This is a genomic window from Hymenobacter perfusus (assembly GCF_003944765.1).
GTDB classification, from domain to species: Bacteria; Bacteroidota; Bacteroidia; order Cytophagales; family Hymenobacteraceae; genus Hymenobacter; species Hymenobacter perfusus.
This window is the reverse complement of record NZ_RWIU01000002.1, coordinates 446,228-470,705: the sequence shown is the minus strand read 5'-3', so window position 1 is coordinate 470,705 and position 24,478 is coordinate 446,228. Positions and strand designations below refer to the sequence as shown.

Below are 24,478 nucleotides of genomic sequence, written 5' to 3'. Positions count from 1 at the left end.
CTTGCATGAAAAAGAAACTGGTGGCCCTGACCGGGGCCGGAATTTCGGCGGAAAGCGGGCTGGCTACCTTCCGGGCCTCAGACGGACTGTGGGAAAATCACCGCATTGAGGACGTGGCCACGCCCGAGGGCTGGGCCGCCAACCCGGCCCTGGTACTAGAGTTTTACAACCAGCGGCGGGGAGCTGCCCGGGCCGCCCGGCCCAACGCCGGCCACTTGGCACTGGCCGAGTTGGAGCGAGATTTCGAGGTGGTCATCGTGACGCAGAACGTGGACGACCTGCACGAGCGGGCCGGTTCTTCGCGCGTGATTCACCTGCACGGGCAACTGCTTGAGAGCCGCAGCTCCCGCCACGAGGAACTGGTGTACCCGCTGGAGTCGGACCGGATTGAGCTGGGCCAGCTCTGCGAGAAGGGCCACCAGCTGCGTCCCAACATTGTGTGGTTTGGCGAGGCCGTGCCACTCATGGAGCTGGCCGCCCACGAGGCCGCCACCGCCGACGTGTTTCTGGTGGTGGGCACGTCTCTGCAGGTGTACCCAGCCGCCGGCCTCGTGGATTACGTGCGGCGCGGCACCCCCATCTACATCATCGACCCTAGCCGCCCGCCCGTCAGCTCCCGCCCCAATCAGCATTTCGTCACCGAGCCCGCCACTATTGGCGTAGCGCAAGTAGCCGCCGAGCTGCGGGCGCAGTCATCTGACGAAATGTAGAGACGCGACACTTCGTATCTACCCCTAGAACGGCGCCACTGCACATCCTTTTTTTGGCAGTATCACAACCTCTGCTTACGCCCAGACGCGAAGTATCGCGTCTCTACAACCCTTCACCAAACTCAATTTTCCGCCTTGGCTTCCATAGTTGGACATTGCGCGTTGGGCGCTACGCTGGGGAAGCTGCTGCTCCCAGAGCGGCGCTACTGGCCTTACTGGCTGCTGGCCGCTGCCTGCGCCTTTCTGCCCGATGCCGACGTTATCGGCTTCAAGTTTCACGTGCCGTACGCCAGTTTGTGGGGGCATCGGGGCCTGTCGCACTCTTTGCTGGCGGCGGCCGTGGTAGCATCGGGCCTGACGCTGCTCACGGCCTGGCGACGGCCGGCGGGCGCGCCGCCCCTAGGCCGGCTGTGGCTACTGTTGCTGCTGGCCACGGCCTCTCACGGCGTGCTCGATGCCATGACCACCGGCGGCGAGGGCGTGGCATTTTTCAGCCCGTTCGATACGGAGCGGTACTTCTTCGGGCTGCGGCCCATTGCGGTGTCGCCCATTGGGGTGAAGAAATTTGTGGGCGAATGGGCCGCCCGGGTACTGCGCAGCGAGATACAATGGGTGCTGCTGCCCTGTGCCATTCTGCTGCTAGTCCAGCGCCTCCTGGCAGGTCGGCGTACTGCGGAGCTTCGGTAAGCCTGGGAAATTAAGGTAACATTAAATCTGAACCGCCGCTTTTCCGTAGAAGAGGCTTCTACACTCCCCTTCTATGTCATTTCGTTACTCGCGCATGCTGCTGGCTGGTCTGGGCCTGGCAGCTTCAGTCCCGGTTTTTGCCCAGTCGGCCGCGCCGGCACACACGGTTTTTTTGCTGGGTAATACGGCCACCGCCGAACTGCCTGCCGGCCACCTCCAGGCCCTGCGCCGCACCCTGGAGCAGCAAACCGGCCCGTTTACCGTGGTTCACCTCGGCGACATCGTAAGCAATGAAGGTCTGGGCTCGGCCAAAGATTCCAGCCAGGCCGGCCAGACGGCCCGCGCCGATGCGTTAATTGCCTTGGTAAAAGGCCTGCCCAACGGCAAAATCTACTTCCTGCCCGGTGATAAGGACTGGGCCAACTCCGGCCCCGACGGGTTGAAGCGGGTGCGCCGCCTCGAAAAGTACATCGAAGACAAACTCCCCGGCCAGAATGCCTTCCTGCCCACTGGTGGCTGCCCCGGCCCCGAAGTGGTAGATGTGGCTCCGCTGGTACGCTTAGTGGCCATCAACTCGCCTTGGTGGACGCACCCCTTCGACCGCCCGGAAGCGCCCGATACCGACTGCAAAACCATGACGGTGGAGGAGTTTCGGGAGCAGCTGCAGGATGTACTGGATGAAACCAAGGGCCGCAACGTGCTGCTGGTGGGCCATCAGCCGGTCATCAGCAACGGCGTGTACGGCGGGCACATGCCCCTGAGCCGCCACCTGCTGCCGCCCGTGGCCGGCACCGTGTACGCGGCCTACCGCCAGAACGTGGGCTCCCCCCGCGACCTGGCCAACCCCGCCTACCAGCAGTTCCAGAAGGAAATGCTAAACACCCTGCGCGACCATCCCGGGGCCGTGTATGCTGCTGCCCACGACTTCAGCCTCCAGCTCACCGAGCAGCAGGGTAGCTACCACTTGGTTTCGGGCTCCTTCGCTCAGAAACAGCACGTGGGGGTCAACGCCAAGTCGCAATTCAATGAAGCCGAAGAGGGCTTTTCCCGCCTGGACTACTACGCCGACGGCACCGTAAAAACGGCGTTTTACACATTCGATAGCGGCACCTCAGCCCGGGAGGCTTACGCGGCCACTTTGTTCCGCTCGGCCTGCGGGCCGGAGCAGGCGGGCGTGCCGGTTAACTCGTTTATTCCCGAGTGTCCGTCGGCCCCCAAAGGCGTGGCGGAAGTGAAGGCCGATGTGCCGTTTGAAGCCACCCAAGCGCTGGCCGCCGGCAAGCAGTACGCGGGCACCGGTGGCTCCCGGTTCTGGCTGGGCAAGCTCTACCGCACTTCCTGGACGCAGCCGGTACAGGTGCGCACCCTTAATTTAGCTACCGAAAAAGGCGGCCTGCGCCCCTTCGGACCCGGTGGCGGCCGCCAGACCACTTCCCTCAAACTCATTGCCGCCGACTCCTCGGAATACGTTTTCCGCTCGGTGGATAAGGACGTAACCCGGATTCTGCCGCCCGAGCTGCGCCAGTCGTTTGCCGCCAACGTGCTGCGCGACATCACGCCCACGGCTCACCCCTACTCGGCGCTGGTAACGGGCTCGTTGTTGGATAAAACCGACATTCTGCACGCCCGCCCCCGCCTGTTCGTGCTGCCCGATAACAACCAGCTCGGCCCCTACCGGGAGCAGTTTGCCGGTTTGTTCGGCACGCTGGAAGACCGGCCCGTGGACCCCAAACCCAACCTACCCGGCTTCGGCGGGGCCGATGAAGTACGCCGCTCCTTCAGCTTCTTCCGCCAGCTCTACAAGGACAACGACAACCGCATCGACGCCGTGGCCCTGGGCCGGGCGCGGGCGTTTGATATGCTGGTGGCCGACTTCGGCAAGCACGAGGACAACTGGAAGTGGGCGGGCTTCAAAGACGGCAAGAAAACCGTGTACAAACCCATTCCGCGCGACCGGGACCAGTCGTTCACCCTCTGGAACGGGGCCCTCACCTACCTGGCTAACCGGGAATGGGCCGTGCCCAGCATTGAAGGATTCCAGGCCGAGTTCGGCGACATGAAAAGCCTGAACTGGCCCGCCCGTCACTTGGATAGGTTTCTGCTGCAAAGCCTGAACCGGGAGCAGTGGCAGGACATTGCCCGCTACCTGCAGGAGCGCCTCACACCCACTGCCATCGACGAGGCCACCGGCACACTGCCCCCGGAACTGAAAAACCTGTCAACCGACGAGCTGAACCGCAAGCTGAAAGCCCGCATCAAGGAGCTGCCAGCGGCATTGGATGAATATTACCTGCTGCTGGCCAAACGCGTGGACGTGGTGGGTTCCAACAAAGCTGAGGTATTCCGGGTAGACCGCCAGGCCGACGGCCGCGTGCGGGTGCAGCTGTTTGACAAGGCCAAGGAAGGCGACGAGCCCAATGGCCCGGCCCTGTTCGACCGCACCTTCTCGCCCAAGGAAACTGAGGAGGTGAGCCTTTATGGCCTCGATGGCAAGGACGTATTCACGGTAACCGGCACGGCAAAAAACAGCGTGCTGGTGCGCATCATCGGCGGCGACGGGAAAGACCGGATTTCCGACGACTCCCGCGTGAGCGGCCTGCGCACCCTTACCAAGGTGTACGACGTGCCCGATACCAACCTGAAGCTGGGTTCGGAGTCGGACAACCGCACCTCCACACGCCCCGACGTGAACCTCTACGACCGGGAGCAGTTCGAATTCAACTCCTACAAGCCCCGCGCCACCGTCATCGTGAATGCCAACGACGGCATTGGAGTGGGTGCAGGCGTGGATTTCGTACGCCAGGGTTTCCGCAAGCCGGGCTTCAAGAACCTGTACTCGTTTGACGTGCGCGGCTCCAGCGGCGGCAACTTCCAGGTGTCGCTGGCTTCGCGGCACCGCTACGCGTTTGGCAAGTGGGACGTGGGCGCCCGCACCGAGTACGGCAACTTCTTCCCCTTCTACAACTTCTTCGGCCTGGGTAACAACACCGACCTTGACCAGGACCGCTACGACGACAAGTTCTACAAGGCCCGATACAAGGGCTTCACGCTGGCCGGCTTCACGGAGCGGGTGTTCTGGCAGCGCAGCCTGTTCCGCATTGGGCCCAGCTACGAGCAGTACACCTCCAGCTACGCCCGCGCCAGCTACCTGGGGCAGCTGGAAAGCGGCGGCATTCCGGTGCCCGAAGGCCAGGTGCCCAACACCGACTTCCAGCGCCTCATCGGCCTGAATGCGCTGCTCGACGTGGATCTGCGGGACCGGCAGAGCTTTGCCCGGCGCGGGGTACGCCTGCGGGCTCAGCACGATACGTATCATCAGCTCAACGGCAACAAGGGCAACTTCGGCCTTACCCAGGGCTTCGCCGAGTACTACGGCACGGCCCGCCTGGGCATTCCGGTCACGTTGGTAGTGAAGGGCGGCGGGGCCAAGAACTACGGCAACGACGACGACATTCCCTTCTACAAATTCGCCAACCTGGGCCTGCGTGAGGGCCTGCGCGGCTACTACCGCACCCGCTTCACCGGCGACGCCAGCCTGTACCTGAACACCGAGCTGCGCCTGGCGCTGGGCCGCGTACAAACTTCCTTCCTACCCTTCTCCTATGGCGTGTTCGGCTTCTACGACCGGGGCCGGGTGTACTACAAGGGCTCCTCACCCGGGGGCTGGCACGAGGGCTACGGGGCCGGCTTCTACATTGCCCCCGTATCCGACCAGCTGGCCCTGTCGGTTTCCTACCAGAAATCGGTGGAAAACGGGCTGATTCAGTTCGGCCTGGGCTTCCGGATTGATAATTAAGCCGTCATCAACTGCTTACGGCGGGCCGCTTTTTCGGAAGCAGCCCGCCGTTTTGCGTTTTTTGCGCCCTAGCTGACCTGAAAGGCTATATTTGCGCTGTTTACTCTCGTCTCACAACTTGCTGCATGGAATATCCGCTTCTGAAACTGGCCGCCATCGACATTGGATCCAACGCGGTGCGCTGCCAGATTTCGGCGGTGCTGCACTATGGTGACCGGTACCGGCTTAAGCGGGTGGAGTACGTGCGCTACCCATTGCGGCTGGGTGAGGACGTGTTTGCTACCGGGCAGATTTCGGAGAAAAAACAGGCCAAATTCATCAAGTTTCTACACGCCCTGAAGCTGTTGATGGAGGTGCACGACGTGGCCCCGAACCACTTTCTCATCTGCGCCACCTCAGCCATGCGCACAGCCCAGAACGGCCCGGCGGTGGCCGCCCGCATTCAGCAGGAACTGGGTCTGACGGTGCAGGTGATTGACGGGCAGGACGAGGCCGCCTACATCAACCGGGTGATTGAGAACCTGCTCGAAGACAAGAAGCACTACCTGCACATTGATGTGGGTGGCGGCAGCACCGAGTTCAACATCTACCACAACCGCCGCAAGGTGGCTTCGCAGTCGTTTGAGGTGGGCAGCATCCGGCGCATGCAGCAGGAAGAAGCCGGCATGAGCACCGAGGCCATGCGCGAAACCTGGCAGCGCATGGAGGAATGGGTGAGCGAAAACGCCCGCCGCTACCACGTTTCCCGCGCAATTGGTACCGGTGGCAACATCAACAAGCTCTACAGCATGGCCCAGACGGCGCCCGACAAGGCTGCCGACAAAGCTGTGACCCGCAAGCGCATCGCCACCATCCTCGACCAACTCACGGGCATGACGATGGAGCAGCGCGTGAACGTGGCCCTGCTCAACCCCGACCGCGCCGATGTTATCGTGCCCGCCGGCCACATCTACCTCTCGGCCATGGAATGGGCCAATGTGCACCAGATGCTCGTGCCCGATGTGGGCCTCAAGGATGGCATGTTGCAGGCGCTGTTCGAAGACCACTTCGATGAGTTCCGCGCCGCCGACGACCACAAACCCGGCTGCCCCAAACCCACAGTGCAAAGCCGCCCCACGGAAGTGGAATAGCCTGTAAGAAGTTGTACCCCGAAGCTGTGCTTCGGCTCACGTGAAAGGCTGAACACTTTCCTACGCAAGCCGAAGCACAGCTTCGGGGTACACGTTCTGAATCTGTTGACTACGCCAGATCCGCTTCCGTTTCGGGATTGTGCTCGATGGCGTCGATTATCGTGCTTTCCAAGTCGGGTTCCGCCTCGTGGGCGTTGGGCTGGTCATCAACCGGTACGGAGGGAGCGGCTTCAATGACGTCGGTGGAAGCGCCCTCGCGGATGGCGGCGCAGGATAGCCACTCATCGTAGAGGGCCGTTTCGCCCACCAGCGTGAAGTTTTTGCGGTAGAACTCCTTGTGCACGTTGAAAGCCGGCTCCTCGGCGGCCGGGTGCCGCTGCACATAGGCCCCATCCTCGCGCATAACGTACGTGTTCTGGTTGTCGCGCAGGTTGAAGTAGAGGATGTTGATGGCCTCGCGCTTGAGCTGCGGATTCACAATCAGGAACAGTGCCTCAATGCGCCTATCGAAGCTGCGTACCATCAGGTCGGCGGAGCCGGCGTACATTTTGGGGTTGCCGGCCTGGTGGAAGTAGAACAGGCGGGAGTGTTCCAGGTAGTCGCCCACGATGCTGCGCACCTCGATGTTCTCGCTCAGCCCCACCCGGCCCGGCCGCAGGCAGCAGATGCCCCGCACGATGAAGCGGATGGGCACGCCGGCCTTGCTGGCCTTATAGAACTCGTCAATCATCTCCTTGTCTTCCAGGGAGTTCATCTTCATTACGATACCGCTGGGCAGGCCCTTCTTGGCATTGCGCACCTCCTCCCGAATCAGGGAAATCAGCTGCTGACGCATGTCTTTGGGGGCCGTAATCAGGTACTCGTAGTCGTCGGGCTGCGAGTGGCCGGTAATCACGTTGAAAAATTCCGATACGTCGTGGCCGTACACGTCGTTGGTGGTGAGCATGCTCACGTCGGTGTAGATGCGCGAGGTCTGCTCGTTGTAGTTGCCCGAGCCGATATGCACGTAGCGCGTCACCTTTTCGCCTTCCTTGCGGATGATCATCATCATCTTGGTGTGCGTCTTGTACTTGCTCACCCCATAAATGACGAAGCAGCCGGCCTTTTCCAGTTTGGCACCCTCCCGAATGTTGCGCTCCTCATCAAAGCGCGCCTTCACCTCAAACAGCACCGAAACGTGCTTGCCGTTCTCCGCCGCTTTCAGCAGTGCCGCCGTCACGCGCGAGTCCTCGGCCAGGCGGTAAATCGTCTGCTTGATACCCAGCACGTGCGGGTCCTCGGCGGCCTGTTCCAGCAGCCGCACCATCGGGTCAATGTTGTTGTACGGGTGGTGCAGCAGCACATCGTGGTGCTTGAGGTACTCGAAGAGATTATCCTCGGCCCCTTCCGGCAGGCTGAGCGGCGCCACCGGGGCCGGCTGCTTGGCCCCCTTGCCCCGGAAGTTGGGGTGTTTGAGAATCTGGAGCAGGCCTTTCAGGTCAATTATCGAGTTGATAACGAACACGTTGCCGTTATCAATATTCCACCGATCCTTCAGCACCTGCATCAGCAAAGCCGAGGCGTTGGGCTCCACTTCCAGACGCACCACGCGGCCCTTCTTACGCGTCTTCAGGCCCAGCTGAATTTCCTTGATAAAATCCACGTCGATGTCGTCCGACTCCTCCAGCGTGAAGTCGCCGTTGCGGGTGATGCGGAACATGTCGGCCGACACGATTTCGACGTTGCGGAACAGCTTGGGCAGGTTCACCCGCACAATCTCCTCGATGGGCACGAACATGACCTTATCCTTGCGGGTAAGCTCGAAGAAGCGCGACAGATTCTGGGGAATCTGCACGAAGGTGAGGCGCTCCTGGCCGCGCTCCGCCTCGGCATCCAACCCCCCCCCGGCCCGCGTGACCACCCCGAAGATGAGCATCTGGTTCATCATCAGCGGGAAGCCGTGGTAGCTGTCGTACACCATCGGGGTGAGCAGCGGGAACACTGTATTTTTGAAGTAGCCGTCGGCCTTCTTCAGCTCCAGCTCAGTCAGCTCGCTCATTTTGAGCACGTTGAAGCCGTTTTTCTCAAACAGTGGCTTCAGGTCGTTGAGGTAGGTCAACGACTGGTCGTTGACGAACCGGTGGGCAAAATCAAGCAGCTTGCGCCGGAACGGCATTTCGCGCAGCCCCGAGTAGTCGATGCGCTCCTTACCGTAATCGAGGTAATTATAGAGCGAGCCCACCCGAATCATGAAGAACTCGTCGAGGTTGCTGCTGGTAATGGCCATGAACCGGAGCCGGTCGAAGAGCGAGCGGCTGGCGTCCCGGGCTTGGTCGAGCACGCGGTAATTGAAGCGCAGCCAGCTCAGGTCGCGGCTGATGTATTTGCTTTTCCGAATGAGGTCGGCCGATTTGAAGAGTTTCATAGGATCACGGATTGACGCGGATTTCTCGCGGATTACACGGATTTCGTGAACGATTTACGTGGAGCGTCTTGCCGTGTGGCAAGTTAACGGCTAGCGGCGGTTCAGGTAGAACCCAACCGGAAAAGAAAATACCGGAGCCGTCGAAAACGACGTGGATTGGCGCATTGAGGAGCGAGGTTTGCGCCGTTCCACTCCTTAACCCGCCACCGCATGACCTCGCCTGACCCGCCCACCTCGCCCGCCCAGCTGGCCACCGCCCTGTTAGCTGAATGGGAACAGCGCGCCGGCTTCCGTCCTCCGGCCGCTCACCGCCAAACCCGCCCCGCGCTACTCGCCCGGCTCACCGACTGCTGCCGGGTGCTGGCGGTAACCGCCGATGTGAACCTAGACATCGACGATTTCCGCGCGGCGCTACTGCCGTACTCCAGCCTGCGCCTGGGCCGGGCCCAGGCCTCCGGCAACGGCCCGGCGTTGCGGCTGGCCCAGGCCGCGCTGGCTGACGCCGGACAATGGCTGCTGGGGCCTGCGCCCACCACCCCGGCACGGCACGTACTACTCATCATCGAAAGCCACCCGACGGCCGAGCTGGAAATGGATGAGCTGACGGCCATTACCGAGCACATTCAGCAAACCGCAGGCGACTCCCGCACGGAGGTGGTGTTTGGTCACGGATTACGGCCCAACTTACCCGCGCAGCTCCGGCTGCACCTGCTGCTCAGCTACGGCCCGCCGCTCCTGCCCCTACCGCTCCTGCCGCAACGGCTACCCTGCCCGGCACTCCGGCCGGAGGAAATCTTTCCCGCCGCCGTGCGTCTGATTACGGCCCACCAGACGGTCAGCAGTAGCTTGCTGCAACGCCAGTTGGGCCTGGGCTACAACCGCACTAGCCGGCTGCTGGAGGAATTGGTGAAGGCGGGTGTTATCCGGCGACGGGAGGATGGCGGATATGGGGTGGTAATCAACTAATTGCTCGTTTACTTAGACAGCCACTTTTTTCTCCCAGGCTTTTCTTTGTAGAAACCTCTCTACTTCGTTAGACTGCATTTTCTTTTCACATACATTCAAAAAAACCTATGAACATCTGGTTACACCGTATCTCGTGGCATGCGGAAATTGCTCATCCGCTACTTAGTCGCAATATGTTATCTATAGGATTTTCTGACTTTTCTAGTCAAGAGTTCATAGATAATGTGTTACATAATGGTTGGAACATCGTAGATGAGGCGTGTGATGAGCATTGGGGTGTGCGGCCTCGTAACCGACACAATATCTGGCGTTTCATACATGAGATGAAAGCAGACGATTTGGTAGTAGTCCCTATGTGGGATACTTTCTCAGTCTATGAACTGGAAGGTCAGCCTCAACCTATTGCTCAAGTTCGCAATGAGAATTTGAAAGATTGGCAAGAAAATCCGATTGTTTTAGGGCCTGACACTTTGTTACATAAAATTGATTCTGAAGAAGCTATTGATTTAGGTTTTTTCTGGAATGTAAAGCCAATCGAATTAGGAATTTCGCGTGAAAAATTTGCTGATCGTGCCTTAACAGCAAGGATGAAGATCAGAACTACCAATGCATGGATTACGGATATAAAGTCAAGTATTGAAAGAGCAATATCTGCATTTTCAGATAACAGGCCTATTAATTTACATGCGCAAATTACAGAGCAAACAGTACCTATCGTTCTAGATACAATTAGACAAAATTTAAACCCAGATAAGCTAGAGAAGCTAATCAAGTGGTATTTTGAACGAGTGGGAGCTTCTGATGTATTTATTCCTGCTAAAAACGAGGCAGGGAAGGAAGGAGATGCAGATGTCGTAGCTACCTTTGAAGCTATTAAGACCATTATTTATGTTCAGGCGAAACTGCATGGTGGTGAAACTTCTGTCTGGGCTTCCGAACAAATAACTGCTTACAAAGAAAGTCGTAGTAGTGCGGTAGATGAATACTCTAAATTGTGCTGGGTTATTTCAACAGCTGACACATATTCTAAGGAATGTGTTGTTTACTCAAAAGAGAATGATGTACGGCTTATTAACGGCAAACAATTTGTAGAAATGCTATTGGAAGCTGGCATTAGCGGTTTAGATAATACATTTAACAAATAATGCCCATCCACGCGCACCTGCTGCGGCAGTTTCATCTTGTGCAGCGGCTACAACGGGCGAGCGGGCAGTTAGTGCCGTTTGCGGAACTGCAACGGTACCTGCTGGAGCAGACCACGGTGGGCGATTTGCAGGACGGCTACTCGCGGCGCACGTCTGAGCGGGACCGGCCATCCATTGCCGAGAACTTCGGCGTAACCATCCGCAACCGGCGCGGCCGGGGCTACTACCTCGACCACGCGGAGCCGCTCACCAACAGCCAGAACCAGCTGCTGGAAGCCTTCGAGCTGCAGGAGTTTCTGCGGCTGCCGGCGGCCGGCGCGGCATTCGTGCAGCCGGAGCCGCGCCGGCCGCTGGGGCTGGAGTATCTGCGGCCGTTGCTGCGGGCGGCCCAGGCGGGGTGGGTGGTGGAGCTGGACTATCAGAAGCACTGGGAAGCCGAACCGCAGCGGCGTACCATCGGGCCGCTGCTACTGCGCGAGTTTCGGGGGCGGTGGTACGTGCTGGGCGTGATGGAAGGCAGCGGCCGGCTCGCCTGTTTCGGCCTGGATCGGGTGCAGCACCTCACGCCCACCCCGCGCCTGTTCACTCCGCCCGCCGACTTCGATGCGGCCGCCTATTTTACCAACTGCTTCGGCATTACGCGGCCCACCGACGACGAGCCGCCGCAGCCGATTCTGCTGAGTTTTGAGTTGGTGCAGGGCCGCTACGCGCTGAGCTATCCGCTGCACGCGTCCCAGCAGCTGGTGTCGGCCACCGAGGAGGGAATCCGCCTCAGCCTGACCGTGTACGACACCCACGACCTGCGTATGGAACTCCTCAGCTACGGCCCCGAAGTGGAAGTTCTGGCCCCCACCAGCCTGCGCGAATGGCTGCAACAAGCGCATCAGGCGGCGGCAGGAGCATGAGGATTGGGTTAACAGCGTCTGTACAGCGGTTGCCTGAACGCTGTACAGACGCGACCCTTCGTGTCTCCTCGTTGAACGACAATCGGTAGAACAGCGCGGACGACGAGACGCAAAGGGTCACGTCTCTACATCCCATGCACACTGCCTGTGGATTCACTACCATAACCCCGAAGCGGCGCAACATCAGCTGACGACAACCGGCCCGACGGCTTTCAGCCGCCGGACCGGGGCGTTCCGGCACGTTGAAGCAGCCGCGCCGTTCTGTGGCAACCGTTCAATATCAGCAACGATGAGACGCGAATACGCGTCTCTACTTCGTTCAAACAAAAAGCGCCGTCCTGGCCAGGACGGCGCTTTTTGTTTGAAGAATCGTCACCAAAATCCGTGCAATCCTTAAATCCGCATAATCTGCGGTTCAGACGTCCAGCTTGGCGTATTTGGCGTTTTTCTCGATGAAGTCGCGGCGGGGGGCTACTTCGTCGCCCATGAGCATGGAGAACAGGTGGTCGGCTTCGGCGGCCGAGTCAACGGTTACCTGCTTTAGGGAACGGGTAGTGGGCTGCATAGTGGTGCTCCAGAGCTGCTCGGCGTTCATCTCGCCTAAGCCTTTGTAGCGCTGCACGTTTACCGTTTCGGGCTTGCCGCGGCCGAGGTCTTCCTGGGCTTGCGCGCGCTCCTCTTCGGTCCAGCAGTAGCGCTCCTCCTTGCCCCGCTTCACGAGGTAGAGCGGCGGCAGAGCAATGTAAATGTAGCCCCGGTCCACCAGCTCGCGCATGTAGCGGAAGAAGAACGTCAGAATCAGCGTGCGGATGTGCGAGCCGTCGATGTCGGCGTCGGTCATGATGATGACCTTGTGGTAGCGCAGCTTGGCAATGTTGAGGGCCCGGGCATCGGCTTCCGCGCCCGTTTCCGGGTCGGCAGGCATCCCAAAGGTCACGCCCAAAGCCGTAATCATGTTCCGGATTTCTTCGTTTTCCAAGATGCGGTGCTCCTGGGCCTTCTCCACGTTCAGGATTTTACCCCGCAACGGCAGAATGGCCTGAAAGGCGCGGTTGCGGCCCTGCTTGGCGGTGCCACCGGCCGAGTCCCCTTCCACGAGGTAGATTTCGCAGATTTCGGGGTCCGATTCGGAGCAGTCGGCCAGCTTGCCGGGCAGGGAGTTGGAGCCGAGCACGGTTTTGCGCTGCACCATCTCGCGGGCCTTTTTGGCGGCAATACGGGCCTTGGCGGCCAGAATCACCTTGTCGATAATGACGCGGGCTTCCTTGGGGTTTTCCTCCAAGTACTGGTTCAGGATTTCGCCTACCACGGTATTCACCGCACCGTTTACCTCGGAGTTGCCCAGCTTGCCTTTGGTCTGACCCTCAAACTTGGGCTCGGCCACTTTCACCGAAATAACGGCCGTGAGACCTTCCCGGAAATCGTCACCCTGGATTTCCACCTTGGCTTTGGCCACTTCGCCCGATTTCTCGGCGTAGGACTTCAACACGCGGGTAATGGCGGCCCGGAAACCCGAGACGTGCGTGCCGCCCTCGTGGGTATTGATGTTGTTGACGTAGGAGTAAATGTGCTCCTGGAACGAGTCGTTGTACTGGAAGGCCACTTCCACCGGAATGCCGCGCTCCGTGGCCACGTACACCGGCTTGTGCATGAGCACGGTGCGGCTGTTATCGAGGTACTGCACATACTCGGCCACCCCGCCCTGCGAGTAGAACTCGCTCTGCTGGGGCTCACCGCCGTCTTCGGGCGTGCGCAGGTCGGTGAGGATGATGCGGATGCCCCGGTTGAGGTAGGACAGCTCCCGCAGGCGCGTGGCAATGCGCTCATAGGAGTAGATGAGCGTTTCGTCGAAGATAGTCGCGTCGGGCTGGAACCGCACCAGGGTGCCGCGCTCCGTGGTGTCGCCCACCTTGCGCACATCGTACTGGGGCACGCCAATGACGTACTCCTGCTCGTAGATGTGGCCGTCGCGCTTTACCGTGACGTGGGTGTGGGTGCTGAGCGCATTCACGCAGCTGACGCCCACGCCATGCAGACCGCCGGAGGTCTTGTAACTGTTCTTATCGAATTTACCGCCGGCGTGGAGCACGGTCAGGGCAATTTCCAGGGCCGATTTGCCGAACTTCTGGTTGATGCCGACGGGAATACCGCGGCCGTTATCCTGCACCGATACGGCGTTGCCGGGGTGGATGGTTACTTCAATCCGGTCGCACTGACCGGCCAGGGCTTCATCAATGGAGTTATCGACTACCTCCCACACCAGGTGGTGCAACCCTTTCGCGCCGGTGTCGCCGATGTACATGGAGGGCCGCTTGCGCACCGCTTCGAGCCCTTCGAGCACCTGAATGCTATCCGCGGAGTAGTCCGAGGTTCCGATTATCTCTTGTGTTTCACTCATGTGAGGCAGTTAATTCAACCTGAATTAGGTATCGACAAAGATACCGAAAAAATCCGGTTTTTGCCAGCCGCAAGGCCGATTCGGGGCTTCTGCACCGGCATAAAAAAGCCGTTGCTCCGCACCCGAAACAACGGCCTTTCAGGAGCTTAAGCAGCCGGTTACAGCACCTGCGCCCGTAACTGGCTCACGCCCGCCGCCGACTCCAGTTTCACTTGGTACAGCCCGGCTTTCTGCTGGCTCAGATCCAACGTGATTTCGGTAGCGCGGCTGGCCTCCAGGGTACGATGCTGTACCTGCCGGCCCAGCGCATCCGAAACGGTAAGCTTAACAGTTCCGGCGTGCGTGGCCGGGAGCCATTGTACCCGGAATAAGCCGTCGATGCTGGGGTTGGGAGTCACACTAGCCCCCAGCACCATCGTGGCGGTGCGGGTAGGCAGTACGGTGCTGGTGAGTTTATTTACTCCGGCTCCAGCCCCGGTACTGGCATTCACAGCACCACTCCAGACGGCCGTTGGGCTGGCAGCGTCCACAAACAGATGATTGATAGTGGTTTCGATGCTGGTCCAGGTCTGGCCATTGTCGCGGCTGTACGAGGAGCCGGAGTCGCCATTGCCCAGGTTAATTCCTACGGACAGGTAGTTGCCGGTCCCGGGCACGTTATCGAGTCCCCAGCCCCGCAACGGGCCGGTATAAGTGGTGCGGCGCCAAGTAGTACCGCCATCCGCAGTGCGGTATAGTTCGTGGTTGGTAGCGTTGGCATCGGCAATAACAGCCAAGCCGTTCTGCTCATCCCGGAAGGCAATGTTTTCGATGGGCTCCGAAGCCACGTCCCGCGCTACGGTCCAGGTTACGCCCTTGTCCGTAGAATGGAAAATATCCCCTTCGTCATTCGGAAACCAGATGGAATTGCCTACTGCTGCCGGCGGAAAAAAGGTGCCGTATTCCCCGGAGGTACCAACCGGCACATTAAGGACCCGGGTCCAGGTGGTGCCTCCGTTGGCAGTGTAGTAGATTTCCGGCCCGCCGCCATTAGCTCCGTCCGGGTCGCCCATCACCATGCCTTCGTTGGCATTGAAGAAGTAAATGGTATTAGGGTAACTGTCGGCTGAAAACGCATTAGTGCCTTGCCGCACCCAGGTCGAGCCGCCATCCGACGTTTTGAGAATACGGCCACCGGTATCGTTTAAGGTGACTACCCACGCCGTGGTTGCGCTTACTGCCGACAGACTCTGCACGGTTTCCGTAGCGGTATTCACTCCGGAAACTGTCAGTACCGTCCAGTTTTGCCCCCCGTTGAACGTACGGGCGACTTGGTTAGCGGGATCCTGGGTAAACAGCCCGCTGGATAGCGCCCAGGCAGTATTAGCATCTACTGCATCGGTGTAAAGCGGCAGCAAATCCTGGGCAAAGGAGAAGGGCTGTTGCACCCATTGAGCCTGAGCGGCAGTGGCCAGCAACAGTCCACCGGCCAGAAGAAGTACAGTTTTTTTCATCGGGTAAAGAGGGGGTTAGAAAGGAAGGAACGGGATTACACTCCTGTACTAGCACTCGTCAAGTTGCTCTCTAGTTTACAAAAAAAGCCCGACTGCTTTAGCAGCCGAGCTCTTACATAAAAATCATAACTACCCTGGCAGTCTATCCCAAAATACAACCAAGGTTTCCACTCGCAACAAAACAGCCACTTAGCAATTAAGCTAAGTGACTGAATATCAGTGTGGCCCCGATGTGATTCGAACACATGACCGGCTGCTTAGAAGGCAGCTGCTCTATCCAGCTGAGCTACGGGGTCAACTAAAACAAAAGCCGTCCACCCGAGGTGGGTAAACGGCTTTTGTCTAAACGTCGGGGTGGCAGGATTCGAACCTGCGGCCTCCTGCTCCCAAAGCAGGCGCGATACCGGGCTACGCTACACCCCGAATGGGCAATTAAAAATCAAGAATTAAAAACCAGCCGGCAGTCAACACTTCTGTGACACCCTGTTTGATTTTTAATTCTCAATTTTCAATCTTAAAAAACATGCGGAGAGGGGGGGATTCGAACCCCCGGTAACCTTTAGAGCTACGGCAGTTTAGCAAACTACTGGTTTCAGCCACTCACCCACCTCTCCGTGTTGAACTCCTTTCCGGTTGAAAGGTGTGCAAATATACGAGCAGAATGGACATACAAACCCTTTTCGAAAAAAATATCTTCCATCTTGCCACTCTAAACGGCCTTTTCGGGGCATTGCCCCAGAACCACCGCCGCCGCTTTTACCTACCTTTTACACTGGTTGCATTTTGAACATGAAGGGGTTACCGTCGTGCTGAGCTGGGCATATTGGCCGGGTTGGTCCGAAGTGCTGGCGGCCATATTTTTTTTTCTGTTGTACCTCGGCTACCTGTTGCGGACGCGCCGGCTGGCGGCGCCACTGGGGCAGCGGGGCTGGCGGCTGGGCTGGAAGCTGGGGCTACGGCTCCTATATTTCGGGCTGCTGGCGGTGGCCTTGCTGGGGCCGGCCTACGGTGTCACCCAGAATCCGGTACGAACCTCCGGTAAAGACGTGTGGCTGCTGGTGGACCTGTCCCGCTCTATGGATGCGCCCGATGTAGTGCCCTCCCGCCTGCAAAAGGTAAAAGCCGAACTCGCTATGCTTACCAGCCGCTTCCCCGCCGACCGGCTGGGGCTCATCGTATTTTCGGGCGAAGCCTACGTGCAATGCCCTCTCACTTATGACCAGGCAGCTCTGCAACTCTTCATCAGTACGCTGCAAACAACCCTGGTACCGCCGGGCAGTACCAACTTGGTGCCTCCACTGGAGTTGCTACTGACCCGACTAGCAGCCATACCGCCGGATTCCGCCACTAGCGTCACGCCGCCCCGGGCTACGGCGGTGGTCCTTATAACAGACGGGGAAGATTTCGGGGAAAATCTGGAGCCAACTGTGCGCATTCTGGCCCGCTCGGGGGCACGCGTGTTTACGGTGGGGGTGGGAACCACTGAAGGCAGCCGGATTCCGCAGAGCGGCGGCCGGGGCTACCTCCGCGACACTAAAGGACGTGAGGCCATTACCCGGCTGGTACCGGCCCCACTCCGGCAGCTGGCTGAGCAGACCGGCGGACAGTATTTCGAACTGACTGACCAGCGCGATGAGTTTCCTTTCCTGCTGAATGCATTGAACCGCGTAGAAGGCCAGACGCAACAGGTCAGAACGGTTTCGGTAGCGGACAACCGCTACCGGTACCCGCTGGTAGTGGCATTGGTTCTGATTATGCTGGACATCCTGATAACCGTGAAAGTAATTCGGCCGTGAGAAGTGTGTTGTTAGGTGGAATAGTGCTGCTGAGTGCCTGGGGAGGCCTCACGCGCATCCATGACCGAAATGCGGCGGTGGAGCGCGGGGCGGCGGCGTATGTTCGCCGGGATTATGCCGCCGCCGCCGTAGCCTATAAGGAAGCCGCCGTAACGCTGGAATCCCGGGATGAAGCAGTATGGCTGAATCTGGCGCATGCCACCGCCCGCGCCGGACGGCCGGGCGAGGCGCGGGAATATTACAATCACCTGACTATCAGCAAAAACCTGATTATGCGCAGCGTTGCGTTGCAGCAGCTGGGTGCGCTGGCCGCTGCTAAAGGCGACTACGCGCAGGCAATAAGCCTGTTGCGCCAGTCCCTGCTGGCTAACGCTGCCAACGCGGAAGCCCGGTTCAACTACGAGCGGTTACGCGACTATCTGGCCCGCCAAACTACCCCGCCTCAGCTGCCGCCGCCTGGTACCGATGGCAACCCGGAAGCCAGGCAGCCGGAACCTACTGCTCAGACTCAGCCCAGGGCCGGCACAGATCAACGGGGGCAGCTCACTGACCCTGCACTTCCCCGCGACCCGCGTAACGCCCCGCAGCCCCGGCCCGATGCCAATGGCTTGCGTGACCCCAAACGGCCTTCTGCGCAGCCCGGCAGCGCGGCCAACTCCGGCTTCCAGCCCGGCTCCGGAGAGCAGCGCACTGTAGCCCGTGGCAGCCAGCCCGGCAACGTACGGGGTATCAGCGACGAAGAAACCGGGCCGGAAGCACCGGGTGGTAGCAGCCGGCGCGGCGGTTCGGAGGCAGCTTCGGCGGCGGAAATCAACCTACAAACCCAGCGTGCCCGGCTCCAGCAAATGAATCTGAGCAGCGGCCAGGCCCGCCAGCTGCTGGAAGCCCTGCACACGGCCGAGCAGCAATACTTGCAGCAGCTGCCGCGCAAAGCCACCAAGCCGCAAGTAAAGGGAAAGCCGGGTTGGTGATTCTGGTAGCGGAGAAGGGCGAGTAAGAATCCGAGTGCTATTCCAAGCACGCGCGGAATGACGCGGGCTGACATTGCAACCGGATTTCAACGAGAGCCCGCGCGGAATGACGTGCGGGGTTGCACTCGTCCCGTACATCTTCTGCCAACCGTTGCCATCCGCCTCGTCGCCAAACCTTGCTACCTTTAAGCCCTTGATCAACCATTCCCACCCCACCGCATCATGCAAATCAAAGAAGTAGTTATTGTAGCCGCCGTGCGCACCCCTATTGGGTCGTTTGGCGGTAGCCTGTCGTCGCTGTCGGCTGTTGAGCTGGGTGCCATTGCCCTGAAAGGAGCTCTGGAAAAAGCCGGCGTTGAGGCCAAAGAAGTAGAGCAGGTGATTATGGGCAACGTTATTTCGGCCAACCTGGGTCAGGCTCCGGCCCGGCAGGCGGCTAAGAAAGCCGGCCTGCCTGATACCGTGGAATGCACCACCGTCAACAAAGTGTGCGCTTCGGGCTCGAAAGCCATCATGTTTGCCGCCCAGGCCATTATGCTGGGTCAGGCCGATGTGGTACTGGCCGGCGGCATGGAAAGCATGTCGAATGTGCCATATTACCTGGATAAAGCCCGGTTCGGGGCCAAGTACGGCCACGGCCAGATGATTGACGGTCTGATGAAGGACGGCCTCTGGGACCCGTACCACGACTTCGCCATGGGCGTAGCCGCCGACCGCACCGCCACGCACTACGGCATCACCCGCGAGGAGCAGGATGCCTTTGCCCAGCAGAGCTACGAGCGGAGTGCCGCCGCCGCCCAGGCCGGTAAGAAGAAGGACGAAATTGTGCCCGTGACCATTTCGGTGCGCGGCAAGGAAACCGTTATCAGCGACGACGAGGAGTACACCAAGGCTGATTTTGCCAAGTTTGCCGGCCTCAAGCCCGCTTTTGGCAAGGAAGGCACCGTGACGGCCGCCAACGCGTCCACCCTCAACGACGGCGCCGCCGCCGTGCTGCTCATGAGCCGCGAGAAGGCCGAGGAGCTGGGCGTGAAGCCGCTGGCCCGCATCCGGGGCTTCGCCGACGCCGAGCAGGCCCCCGAGTGGTTCACCACCACGCCTGCTTTGGCTATTCCGAAGGCGCTGAAGCATGCCGGTGTAGATGCTTCGGAAGTGGATTTCTACGAAATCAACGAGGCTTTCTCGGTGGTTTCGCTGGCCAACAACAAGCTACTGAACCTGGAAGGCACCAACGTGAACATGTACGGCGGAGCCGTAAGCCTGGGCCACCCGCTGGGTGCTTCCGGAGCCCGCATCGTGACCACGCTGCTGAACGTGCTGCAGAATGAAGGCGGCAAAATCGGCGTGACCGGCATCTGCAATGGCGGGGGCGGCGCGAGCAGCATCGTTATTGAGAAGCTGTAAGACACGTATTCAGCCGACTTTTTGGATTTCACAGATTCGTGCTGACATTTACCCGAAAGCCCTGCTGCAGTTTTGCGGCAGGGCTTTTGTGTGCGGCTTGGCTACTGGCTGAACTTGTGCTAACAGCCGGCGCAAAAAATACTTTTGGCTTTCTCCCGTTCTTGCGGCTATGAAACGAATTACGCTTGCCCTGCTCCTGCTCTCCACTGCTGCTCACGCCCAAAAGCTGCGTCGGCTCACGACGTATTTTGATTCCACCAACGTGCATAAGCGCGAAGTATACTCGGCCCTGGTGGCGGCTGACACCGTGATGCAGGGGCCGTACAAGCGGTTTTACTACTCCGGCAAGCTGGAGGCCCAGACGCGCTACACCGACGGCAAGCGCGACTCGGCCTACGTGGAGTTTCACCCCAACGGGGGCCGACGACTGGAAGTCACCTACCAGCAGGGCGTACGTCAGGGGCCGTTCAAAACCTACTACGACAACGGCAAGCTGGCCCAGGAAGGCACCTACGAGGAAGATCAGCCTACCGGCACGCTGCGCTACTTTCATCCCAACGGGGAAATCAAGCTGGAAACCACCCTCACCAACGGGCAGCCGGCCGGCGTTATTCGGGAGTTGTACCCCTCGGGCAAGCCCCGGGCCGAGGTAACCTACCAGAACGGCCAGGCCAGCGGTCCGGCCAAAACTTACTACGAGAACGGCCAGCTGCAGAGTGAAGGCGTGTACAGCAAAGGGCTGCTGGCCGGCCCCTACAAAACCTACTACGACAACGGGCAGCTGGAAACCGACGTGCAGGCCGACCGTACCGGCCGGGGCAGCTACCGCAGCTACTACCGCTCGGGCAAGTTGCGCACCGAGGGAACCTACGCCCCCGCTACGCTGGTAGGCCGGGCCGTGAAAAATCCGCTGGCCGACGACCTCACCAAGCAGGCCAAGAGTCTGGCCGGCGGCACCAGCAACCTCGATGGTCCCGCCAAATCCTACTACGAAAGCGGAGCTGTAAAAAGCACCCAGACCTACCGCCAGGGCGTGCTCACCGGCACGCAGCTGGACTTATACGAATCGGGCAAGACGGAGCAGAAGACGGAATACAGCAACCAGGGCCGCGACCGGCGCATCACGCTGTACTACGAGGACGGTATGGCCAAGGGCGAGCAGCAATACAAAAACGGGCAGCCCAACGGCCAGTGGCGCACGTTTCACGTGGGCGGCAAGCAGTTGCAGAAGCAGGAGACCTACCTGAACGGCAAGCTGGTGGGCGAGCAGCTGACCTACTACCCCACCGGCGCGCTGCAAAGCAAGCTGGTGTATGAGGCCGGCCGGCCCACCGGCCTGAGCCAGGAGTTCTACCCCTCGGGCAAGCTCAAAACCGAAGTCACCTACGTGAAAGGCCTCAAAACCGGCGCCTTTCGCCAGCTGCGCGAAGACGGCACCGCCGAAGTAACCGGCACCTTCCGCAACGGCAAGGAATCGGGCGTCTGGACGTATTTCGGGCCGGATGGCAGCACGGTGCAGGAAAAGAAAACCTTCCGCAACGGCCAAGTAGTACCCGCCGGCGCCCCCGCCCCGGCCGTGCGCCCCATGCCCAACCGCAAACCCGCCGCCCCCGTCAAACGGAAGTAACCCACCGGTCCGGCGGTCAAAGGCCGTCGGGCCGGTTGACGTAAGCTGATGGTGTTACGTCATTGTTCGGACGGACCAGACGGCAACCGGTCCGACGACCTTCGGCCGCCGGACCGGTGAGTTACAGCCAGATGGTAAACGCCGTGCGGCCGTTTTCCTGGGTTTGCAGCTGAAACCGGAAGCCGTGTTGCAGCAGGATATCGCGGGTGAGAGTGAGGCCGATGCCCTGACCGTCGCGCTTGGTGCTGAAGAAGGGCGTGAACAGGCGGCGCTGCACCTCGGGGGCCAGGCCGGGGCCGTCGTTTTCGAGGATGAGCTGCGCGGGTTCCTGGCTGGTGCGCACCCAGATGTTGCCCGCTTCCCCAATGGCTTCGAGGGCGTTTTTGCTGATGTTAAGCAACACCTGCTCTATCTGTAGCGGGTCGAGGTCAACCAGCAGCGGGCCAGCAGTCAATTCCCAGTGCCACCGGATGTGGCGGCGCTCCGCCTGCACCTGCAGCAGGCGCGCCGTGGTGCGCAGCAGCTCGTGCACGTCGGTGGGCTGCCGCTGGGGCGGCGGCAGGCGCACGAGGGTGGCGAAATTGGCAATGAAGTTGGCCAGGTGGGTGTTGCGGCCGATAGAAACCTCAAGGGCTTCCTGAAAATCGGGGCGGTCCTGGGGCTGCAGCTGGGGGGTGTAGTGGTGGAAGCTTTGGAGAATGGAGTTAATGGCTCCGATGGAGTTGTTGATTTCGTGCGACATCATCCGAATCAGCTTCTCGTAGGCCTTTTTCTCCTGTCGGATCAGCTCCTGCGTCAGCTCTTCCAGCACGATAAACTGGCGCGTGAAGCCCCGGTCCACAAACCGGGAACAGTGCGCCCGGTACGTCTGCAGCCCCGAAAGCTGCACTACCTGCGGCCCCTGCCCGGCCAGCGACGCCAGGGCCGGGCCCCAGTTGCCGGGCACGGCCGCGGGCGGCAGGCCCAGCAGTGCCGCCGTGGGCAGGCCCAGCATCCGCTCGGCGGCGGGGTTCACCCCTTCAATTCGCCCATCGAAGGACAGCAGCAGCACCCCGGCCGGCGACGCCCGGATCAGGCTTTCGAGCAGGTAGCTTTTCTCGTGCTGCGTGACCCGCTCCTGCCGCAGCTCATCAATCATGTGGTTGTACACTTCAATGAGCTGGTCCATTTCGTGCTGTCCCACGGGCACAAATTTCATGGAGAAGTCCTTGGCCCGAATGGCTTCCGTGCCGGCTGCAATCAGCTGAAACGGCCGCACGAAGCCCCGATACAGCTGCACCGTGAAGAAGATGCTGACCAGCAGCAAAACTTCCAGCGCCACAAACAGCGGGGCATTGGTGCGCATCATCTGGCCGGCCAGCACAATGAGTACGGCGTGGATGATGGTCACGAACAGCAGGAATTTCAGGCGCAGGGTCATGAATAGGATTCAGGGAAGTAGGGTGTAGAGACGCGACACTTAGCGTCTCGTCGTCCGCGCCGCCCCAACGCTTATCGTTCAACGAGGAGACGCGAAGTGTCGCGTCTCTACATCGTTCAGGAAACCGCTGCGAATAATTAGCCAGCGGTAAAGATGCTTCGACAAGCTCAGCATGACGTGGTTTATCCGCTCAGCATGACGTTCTGGGGTTGCCGGTGGCTCGCTTCCCTCCTACTCCGCATCGAACGGAATAGCATATTTCTCCAGCCGGCGGTAGAGGGCGCCGCGGCTCAGGCCCAGGGCTTTGGCTACGCGGCTGATGTTGCCGCCGTAGTGCTCCAGGGTGCGGCGGATCATGCGGGCTTCCAGCTCGTCGAGGGTGATGGTACCGGGTTCCGGTAGTTCGCCCGGCTCCGGAATACGCGCCGGGGTAGGCTGAAACTGGGCCTGAAAGTCATCGGGGCCGAGCTCGTCCTTGCCCGAGACCAGCACGGCGCGCTCCACCAGGTTTTTCAGCTCCCGGATGTTGCCCGGCAGCGGCTGCTCCTGCAGCCAGTGGCGGGCGCGGGTGCCCACCTTCAGGGCCGGGCGGTGGTAAGTGGCGCGCAGCCCGTCCACGAAGTGCTGCACCAGCAGCGGAATATCCTCGGGCCGTTCGCGCAGGGCGGGCAGGCGCACCGTAATCAGGTTGATGCGGTAAAACAGATCCTCCCGGAAGCGGCCCTGCTGCACCATTTCGGTGAGGTTGCGGTTAGTGGCACAAATCACGCGGATATCCAGGCGGCGGGGCTTACTGTCGCCGAGCACCTCGTAGGTGCGGTCCTGGAGCACGCGCAGCAGCTTCACCTGGCTGCTCAAATCCAGCTCCCCGATTTCATCCAGGAAGATGGTGCCGCCGTTGGCCAACTCGAAGCGGCCGACCCGGTCGGTTTTGGCGTCGGTGAAGGCCCCGCGCCGGTGCCCGAACATCTCACTTTCAAACAGGGAAGCGGAAATACCGCCCAGGTTCACCTTCACGAAGGGCTGCCGCCGGCGCTGGCTGTTCTGGTGCACAGCTTCCGCAATCAGCTCCTTGCCCGTCCCCGATTCGCCCTCAATCAGCACCGAGGCATCGGTGGCGGCTACCTGGCCCACATTGCGCAGCACCTGCAGCAGGCGCGCATCCTGCCCCACAATGGCCCGGAAATCATACTGCCGGTCCAGCTGGCGGCGGCTGAGGCCAGTGGGGTCGGTTTCGGCGTCCGGCTCGTGCAGGCGAAGAATGGTCCGGATGGTTTGCAGCAGGGCGTCGTTGTTCCAGGGCTTGGTGATGAACTCGGCGGCGCCGGCTTTCATGCCTTCCACGGCCAGCGTGATGCTGCCCCAGCCGGTTATCAGCACAACGGGCAGCGCGGGGTACAGGCGCTTCAGCTGGGCCAGCAGCTCCAGGCCGTCGTGGCCGCTGGTGTCGAGGGAGAAGTTCATATCCAGGAGCAGCAGGCGGGGCAGCGTTTCCTGCACGGCGGCCAGCACGGCCTCCGGCGTAGCCACGGCGCGCGTCGCGTAGCCGGCCTGCTTCAGCAGCAGCCCCAGCGAAGTGCGCACGGCCAGGTCGTCGTCGGCAATCAGTATCATAACTCGGGGGCG

16 protein-coding genes and 3 tRNA genes are annotated in these 24,478 nt (G+C 60.4%); 11 read left to right on the top strand and 8 right to left on the bottom strand.

What is annotated here, in order from left to right; genetic code table 11:
- Positions 1-5: 5 nt before the first annotated feature.
- The 4 genes from EI293_RS08115 (at position 6) to EI293_RS08100 (ending at position 6,323) form a co-directional block, all read left to right on the top strand.
- Positions 6-710, top strand: a complete 705-nt coding sequence (locus EI293_RS08115) for an SIR2 family NAD-dependent protein deacylase (protein ID WP_125436633.1) — start codon at positions 6-8, stop codon at positions 708-710.
- 135 nt (positions 711-845) lie between these two features.
- On the top strand, positions 846-1,397 hold the full coding sequence (locus tag EI293_RS08110; RefSeq protein ID WP_125436632.1) for a metal-dependent hydrolase: 552 nt from the start codon (positions 846-848) through the stop codon (positions 1,395-1,397).
- 73 nt (positions 1,398-1,470) lie between these two features.
- On the top strand, positions 1,471-5,193 hold the full coding sequence (locus tag EI293_RS08105; RefSeq protein WP_125436631.1) for a hypothetical protein: 3,723 nt from the start codon (positions 1,471-1,473) through the stop codon (positions 5,191-5,193).
- Positions 5,194-5,318: 125 nt separating this feature from the next.
- Positions 5,319-6,323 carry a Ppx/GppA phosphatase family protein gene (locus tag EI293_RS08100; protein ID WP_211339529.1) on the top strand — a complete coding sequence of 335 codons (1,005 nt, stop codon included), beginning with the start codon at positions 5,319-5,321 and terminating at the stop codon, positions 6,321-6,323.
- A gap of 109 nt (positions 6,324-6,432) precedes the next feature.
- On the opposite strand, the gene ppk1 is transcribed toward EI293_RS08100, so the two are convergent.
- Complete coding sequence (gene ppk1, locus EI293_RS08095) at positions 6,433-8,727, bottom strand: polyphosphate kinase 1 (RefSeq protein ID WP_125436630.1); 2,295 nt, start codon at positions 8,725-8,727, stop codon at positions 6,433-6,435.
- Between the two features lie 210 nt (positions 8,728-8,937).
- On the opposite strand from ppk1, the gene EI293_RS08090 reads away from it, so the two are divergent.
- The 3 genes from EI293_RS08090 (at position 8,938) to EI293_RS08080 (ending at position 11,743) form a co-directional block, all read left to right on the top strand.
- Positions 8,938-9,693, top strand: a complete 756-nt coding sequence (locus EI293_RS08090; RefSeq protein WP_125436629.1) for a DNA translocase FtsK — start codon at positions 8,938-8,940, stop codon at positions 9,691-9,693.
- Between the two features lie 107 nt (positions 9,694-9,800).
- The gene (locus EI293_RS08085; RefSeq protein WP_125436628.1) at positions 9,801-10,838 is read left to right on the top strand and encodes a restriction endonuclease; all 1,038 of its coding nucleotides are present in this window, start codon (positions 9,801-9,803) and stop codon (positions 10,836-10,838) included.
- Positions 10,838-11,743, top strand: coding sequence for a helix-turn-helix transcriptional regulator (locus EI293_RS08080; RefSeq protein WP_125436627.1), 906 nt, complete (start codon positions 10,838-10,840; stop codon positions 11,741-11,743). Before EI293_RS08085 ends, EI293_RS08080 begins: the two co-directional genes overlap by 1 nt.
- 415 nt (positions 11,744-12,158) lie before the next feature.
- Here EI293_RS08080 and gyrB read toward each other — a convergent pair whose 3' ends face one another.
- The 5 genes from gyrB to EI293_RS08055 form a co-directional block, all read right to left on the bottom strand.
- Positions 12,159-14,141 carry a DNA topoisomerase (ATP-hydrolyzing) subunit B gene (gene gyrB, locus EI293_RS08075; protein ID WP_125436626.1) on the bottom strand — a complete coding sequence of 661 codons (1,983 nt, stop codon included), beginning with the start codon at positions 14,139-14,141 and terminating at the stop codon, positions 12,159-12,161.
- Between the two features lie 158 nt (positions 14,142-14,299).
- Positions 14,300-15,634: a VPS10 domain-containing protein gene (locus EI293_RS08070; protein WP_125436625.1), complete on the bottom strand. Its 1,335-nt coding sequence runs from the start codon at positions 15,632-15,634 to the stop codon at positions 14,300-14,302.
- A gap of 222 nt (positions 15,635-15,856) precedes the next feature.
- A tRNA-Arg gene (locus EI293_RS08065) sits at positions 15,857-15,930 on the bottom strand.
- Positions 15,931-15,983: 53 nt separating this feature from the next.
- Positions 15,984-16,057, bottom strand: a tRNA-Pro gene (locus EI293_RS08060).
- A gap of 103 nt (positions 16,058-16,160) precedes the next feature.
- Positions 16,161-16,248: transfer RNA gene (locus EI293_RS08055), tRNA-Ser, on the bottom strand.
- 255 nt (positions 16,249-16,503) lie between these two features.
- Between EI293_RS08055 and EI293_RS08050 the strand changes: the two genes are divergently transcribed.
- From EI293_RS08050 to EI293_RS08035, 4 genes are all read left to right on the top strand, one after another.
- Positions 16,504-17,430, top strand: a complete 927-nt coding sequence (locus tag EI293_RS08050; RefSeq protein ID WP_125436624.1) for a VWA domain-containing protein — start codon at positions 16,504-16,506, stop codon at positions 17,428-17,430.
- A 5-nt stretch (positions 17,431-17,435) separates the two neighbouring features.
- Entirely contained in the window at positions 17,436-18,401 is a 966-nt protein-coding gene (locus EI293_RS08045) for a tetratricopeptide repeat protein (protein WP_170170301.1), read from the top strand.
- A 222-nt stretch (positions 18,402-18,623) separates the two neighbouring features.
- Positions 18,624-19,805, top strand: a complete 1,182-nt coding sequence (locus EI293_RS08040; RefSeq protein WP_211339527.1) for an acetyl-CoA C-acyltransferase — start codon at positions 18,624-18,626, stop codon at positions 19,803-19,805.
- A gap of 169 nt (positions 19,806-19,974) precedes the next feature.
- Positions 19,975-21,432: a toxin-antitoxin system YwqK family antitoxin gene (locus EI293_RS08035; RefSeq protein ID WP_125436622.1), complete on the top strand. Its 1,458-nt coding sequence runs from the start codon at positions 19,975-19,977 to the stop codon at positions 21,430-21,432.
- Between the two features lie 121 nt (positions 21,433-21,553).
- On the opposite strand, the gene EI293_RS08030 is transcribed toward EI293_RS08035, so the two are convergent.
- Together EI293_RS08030 and EI293_RS08025 are read right to left on the bottom strand one after the other, a co-directional pair.
- On the bottom strand, positions 21,554-22,852 hold the full coding sequence (locus EI293_RS08030; protein WP_125436621.1) for a sensor histidine kinase: 1,299 nt from the start codon (positions 22,850-22,852) through the stop codon (positions 21,554-21,556).
- A 231-nt stretch (positions 22,853-23,083) separates the two neighbouring features.
- Complete coding sequence (locus EI293_RS08025) at positions 23,084-24,466, bottom strand: sigma-54-dependent transcriptional regulator (RefSeq protein ID WP_125436620.1); 1,383 nt, start codon at positions 24,464-24,466, stop codon at positions 23,084-23,086.
- Between the last annotated feature and the right edge of the window lie 12 nt (positions 24,467-24,478).

Excerpts from the sequence above, each read along its gene's own strand:
- EI293_RS08025 (WP_125436620.1), bottom strand. The coding sequence starts at position 24,466 with ATGATACTGATTGCCGACGACGACCTGGCCGTGCGCACTTCGCTGGGG.
- EI293_RS08080 (WP_125436627.1), top strand. The coding sequence starts at position 10,838 with ATGCCCATCCACGCGCACCTGCTGCGGCAGTTTCATCTTGTGCAGCGG.
- EI293_RS08070 (WP_125436625.1), bottom strand. The coding sequence starts at position 15,634 with ATGAAAAAAACTGTACTTCTTCTGGCCGGTGGACTGTTGCTGGCCACT.
- gyrB (WP_125436626.1), bottom strand. The coding sequence starts at position 14,141 with ATGAGTGAAACACAAGAGATAATCGGAACCTCGGACTACTCCGCGGAT.
- EI293_RS08100 (WP_211339529.1), top strand. The coding sequence starts at position 5,319 with ATGGAATATCCGCTTCTGAAACTGGCCGCCATCGACATTGGATCCAAC.
- EI293_RS08030 (WP_125436621.1), bottom strand. The coding sequence starts at position 22,852 with ATGACCCTGCGCCTGAAATTCCTGCTGTTCGTGACCATCATCCACGCC.
- EI293_RS08115 (WP_125436633.1), top strand. The coding sequence starts at position 6 with ATGAAAAAGAAACTGGTGGCCCTGACCGGGGCCGGAATTTCGGCGGAA.
- EI293_RS08105 (WP_125436631.1), top strand. The coding sequence starts at position 1,471 with ATGTCATTTCGTTACTCGCGCATGCTGCTGGCTGGTCTGGGCCTGGCA.
- EI293_RS08090 (WP_125436629.1), top strand. The coding sequence starts at position 8,938 with ATGACCTCGCCTGACCCGCCCACCTCGCCCGCCCAGCTGGCCACCGCC.
- EI293_RS08085 (WP_125436628.1), top strand. The coding sequence starts at position 9,801 with ATGAACATCTGGTTACACCGTATCTCGTGGCATGCGGAAATTGCTCAT.
- EI293_RS08040 (WP_211339527.1), top strand. The coding sequence starts at position 18,624 with ATGCAAATCAAAGAAGTAGTTATTGTAGCCGCCGTGCGCACCCCTATT.
- ppk1 (WP_125436630.1), bottom strand. The coding sequence starts at position 8,727 with ATGAAACTCTTCAAATCGGCCGACCTCATTCGGAAAAGCAAATACATC.
- EI293_RS08035 (WP_125436622.1), top strand. The coding sequence starts at position 19,975 with ATGAAACGAATTACGCTTGCCCTGCTCCTGCTCTCCACTGCTGCTCAC.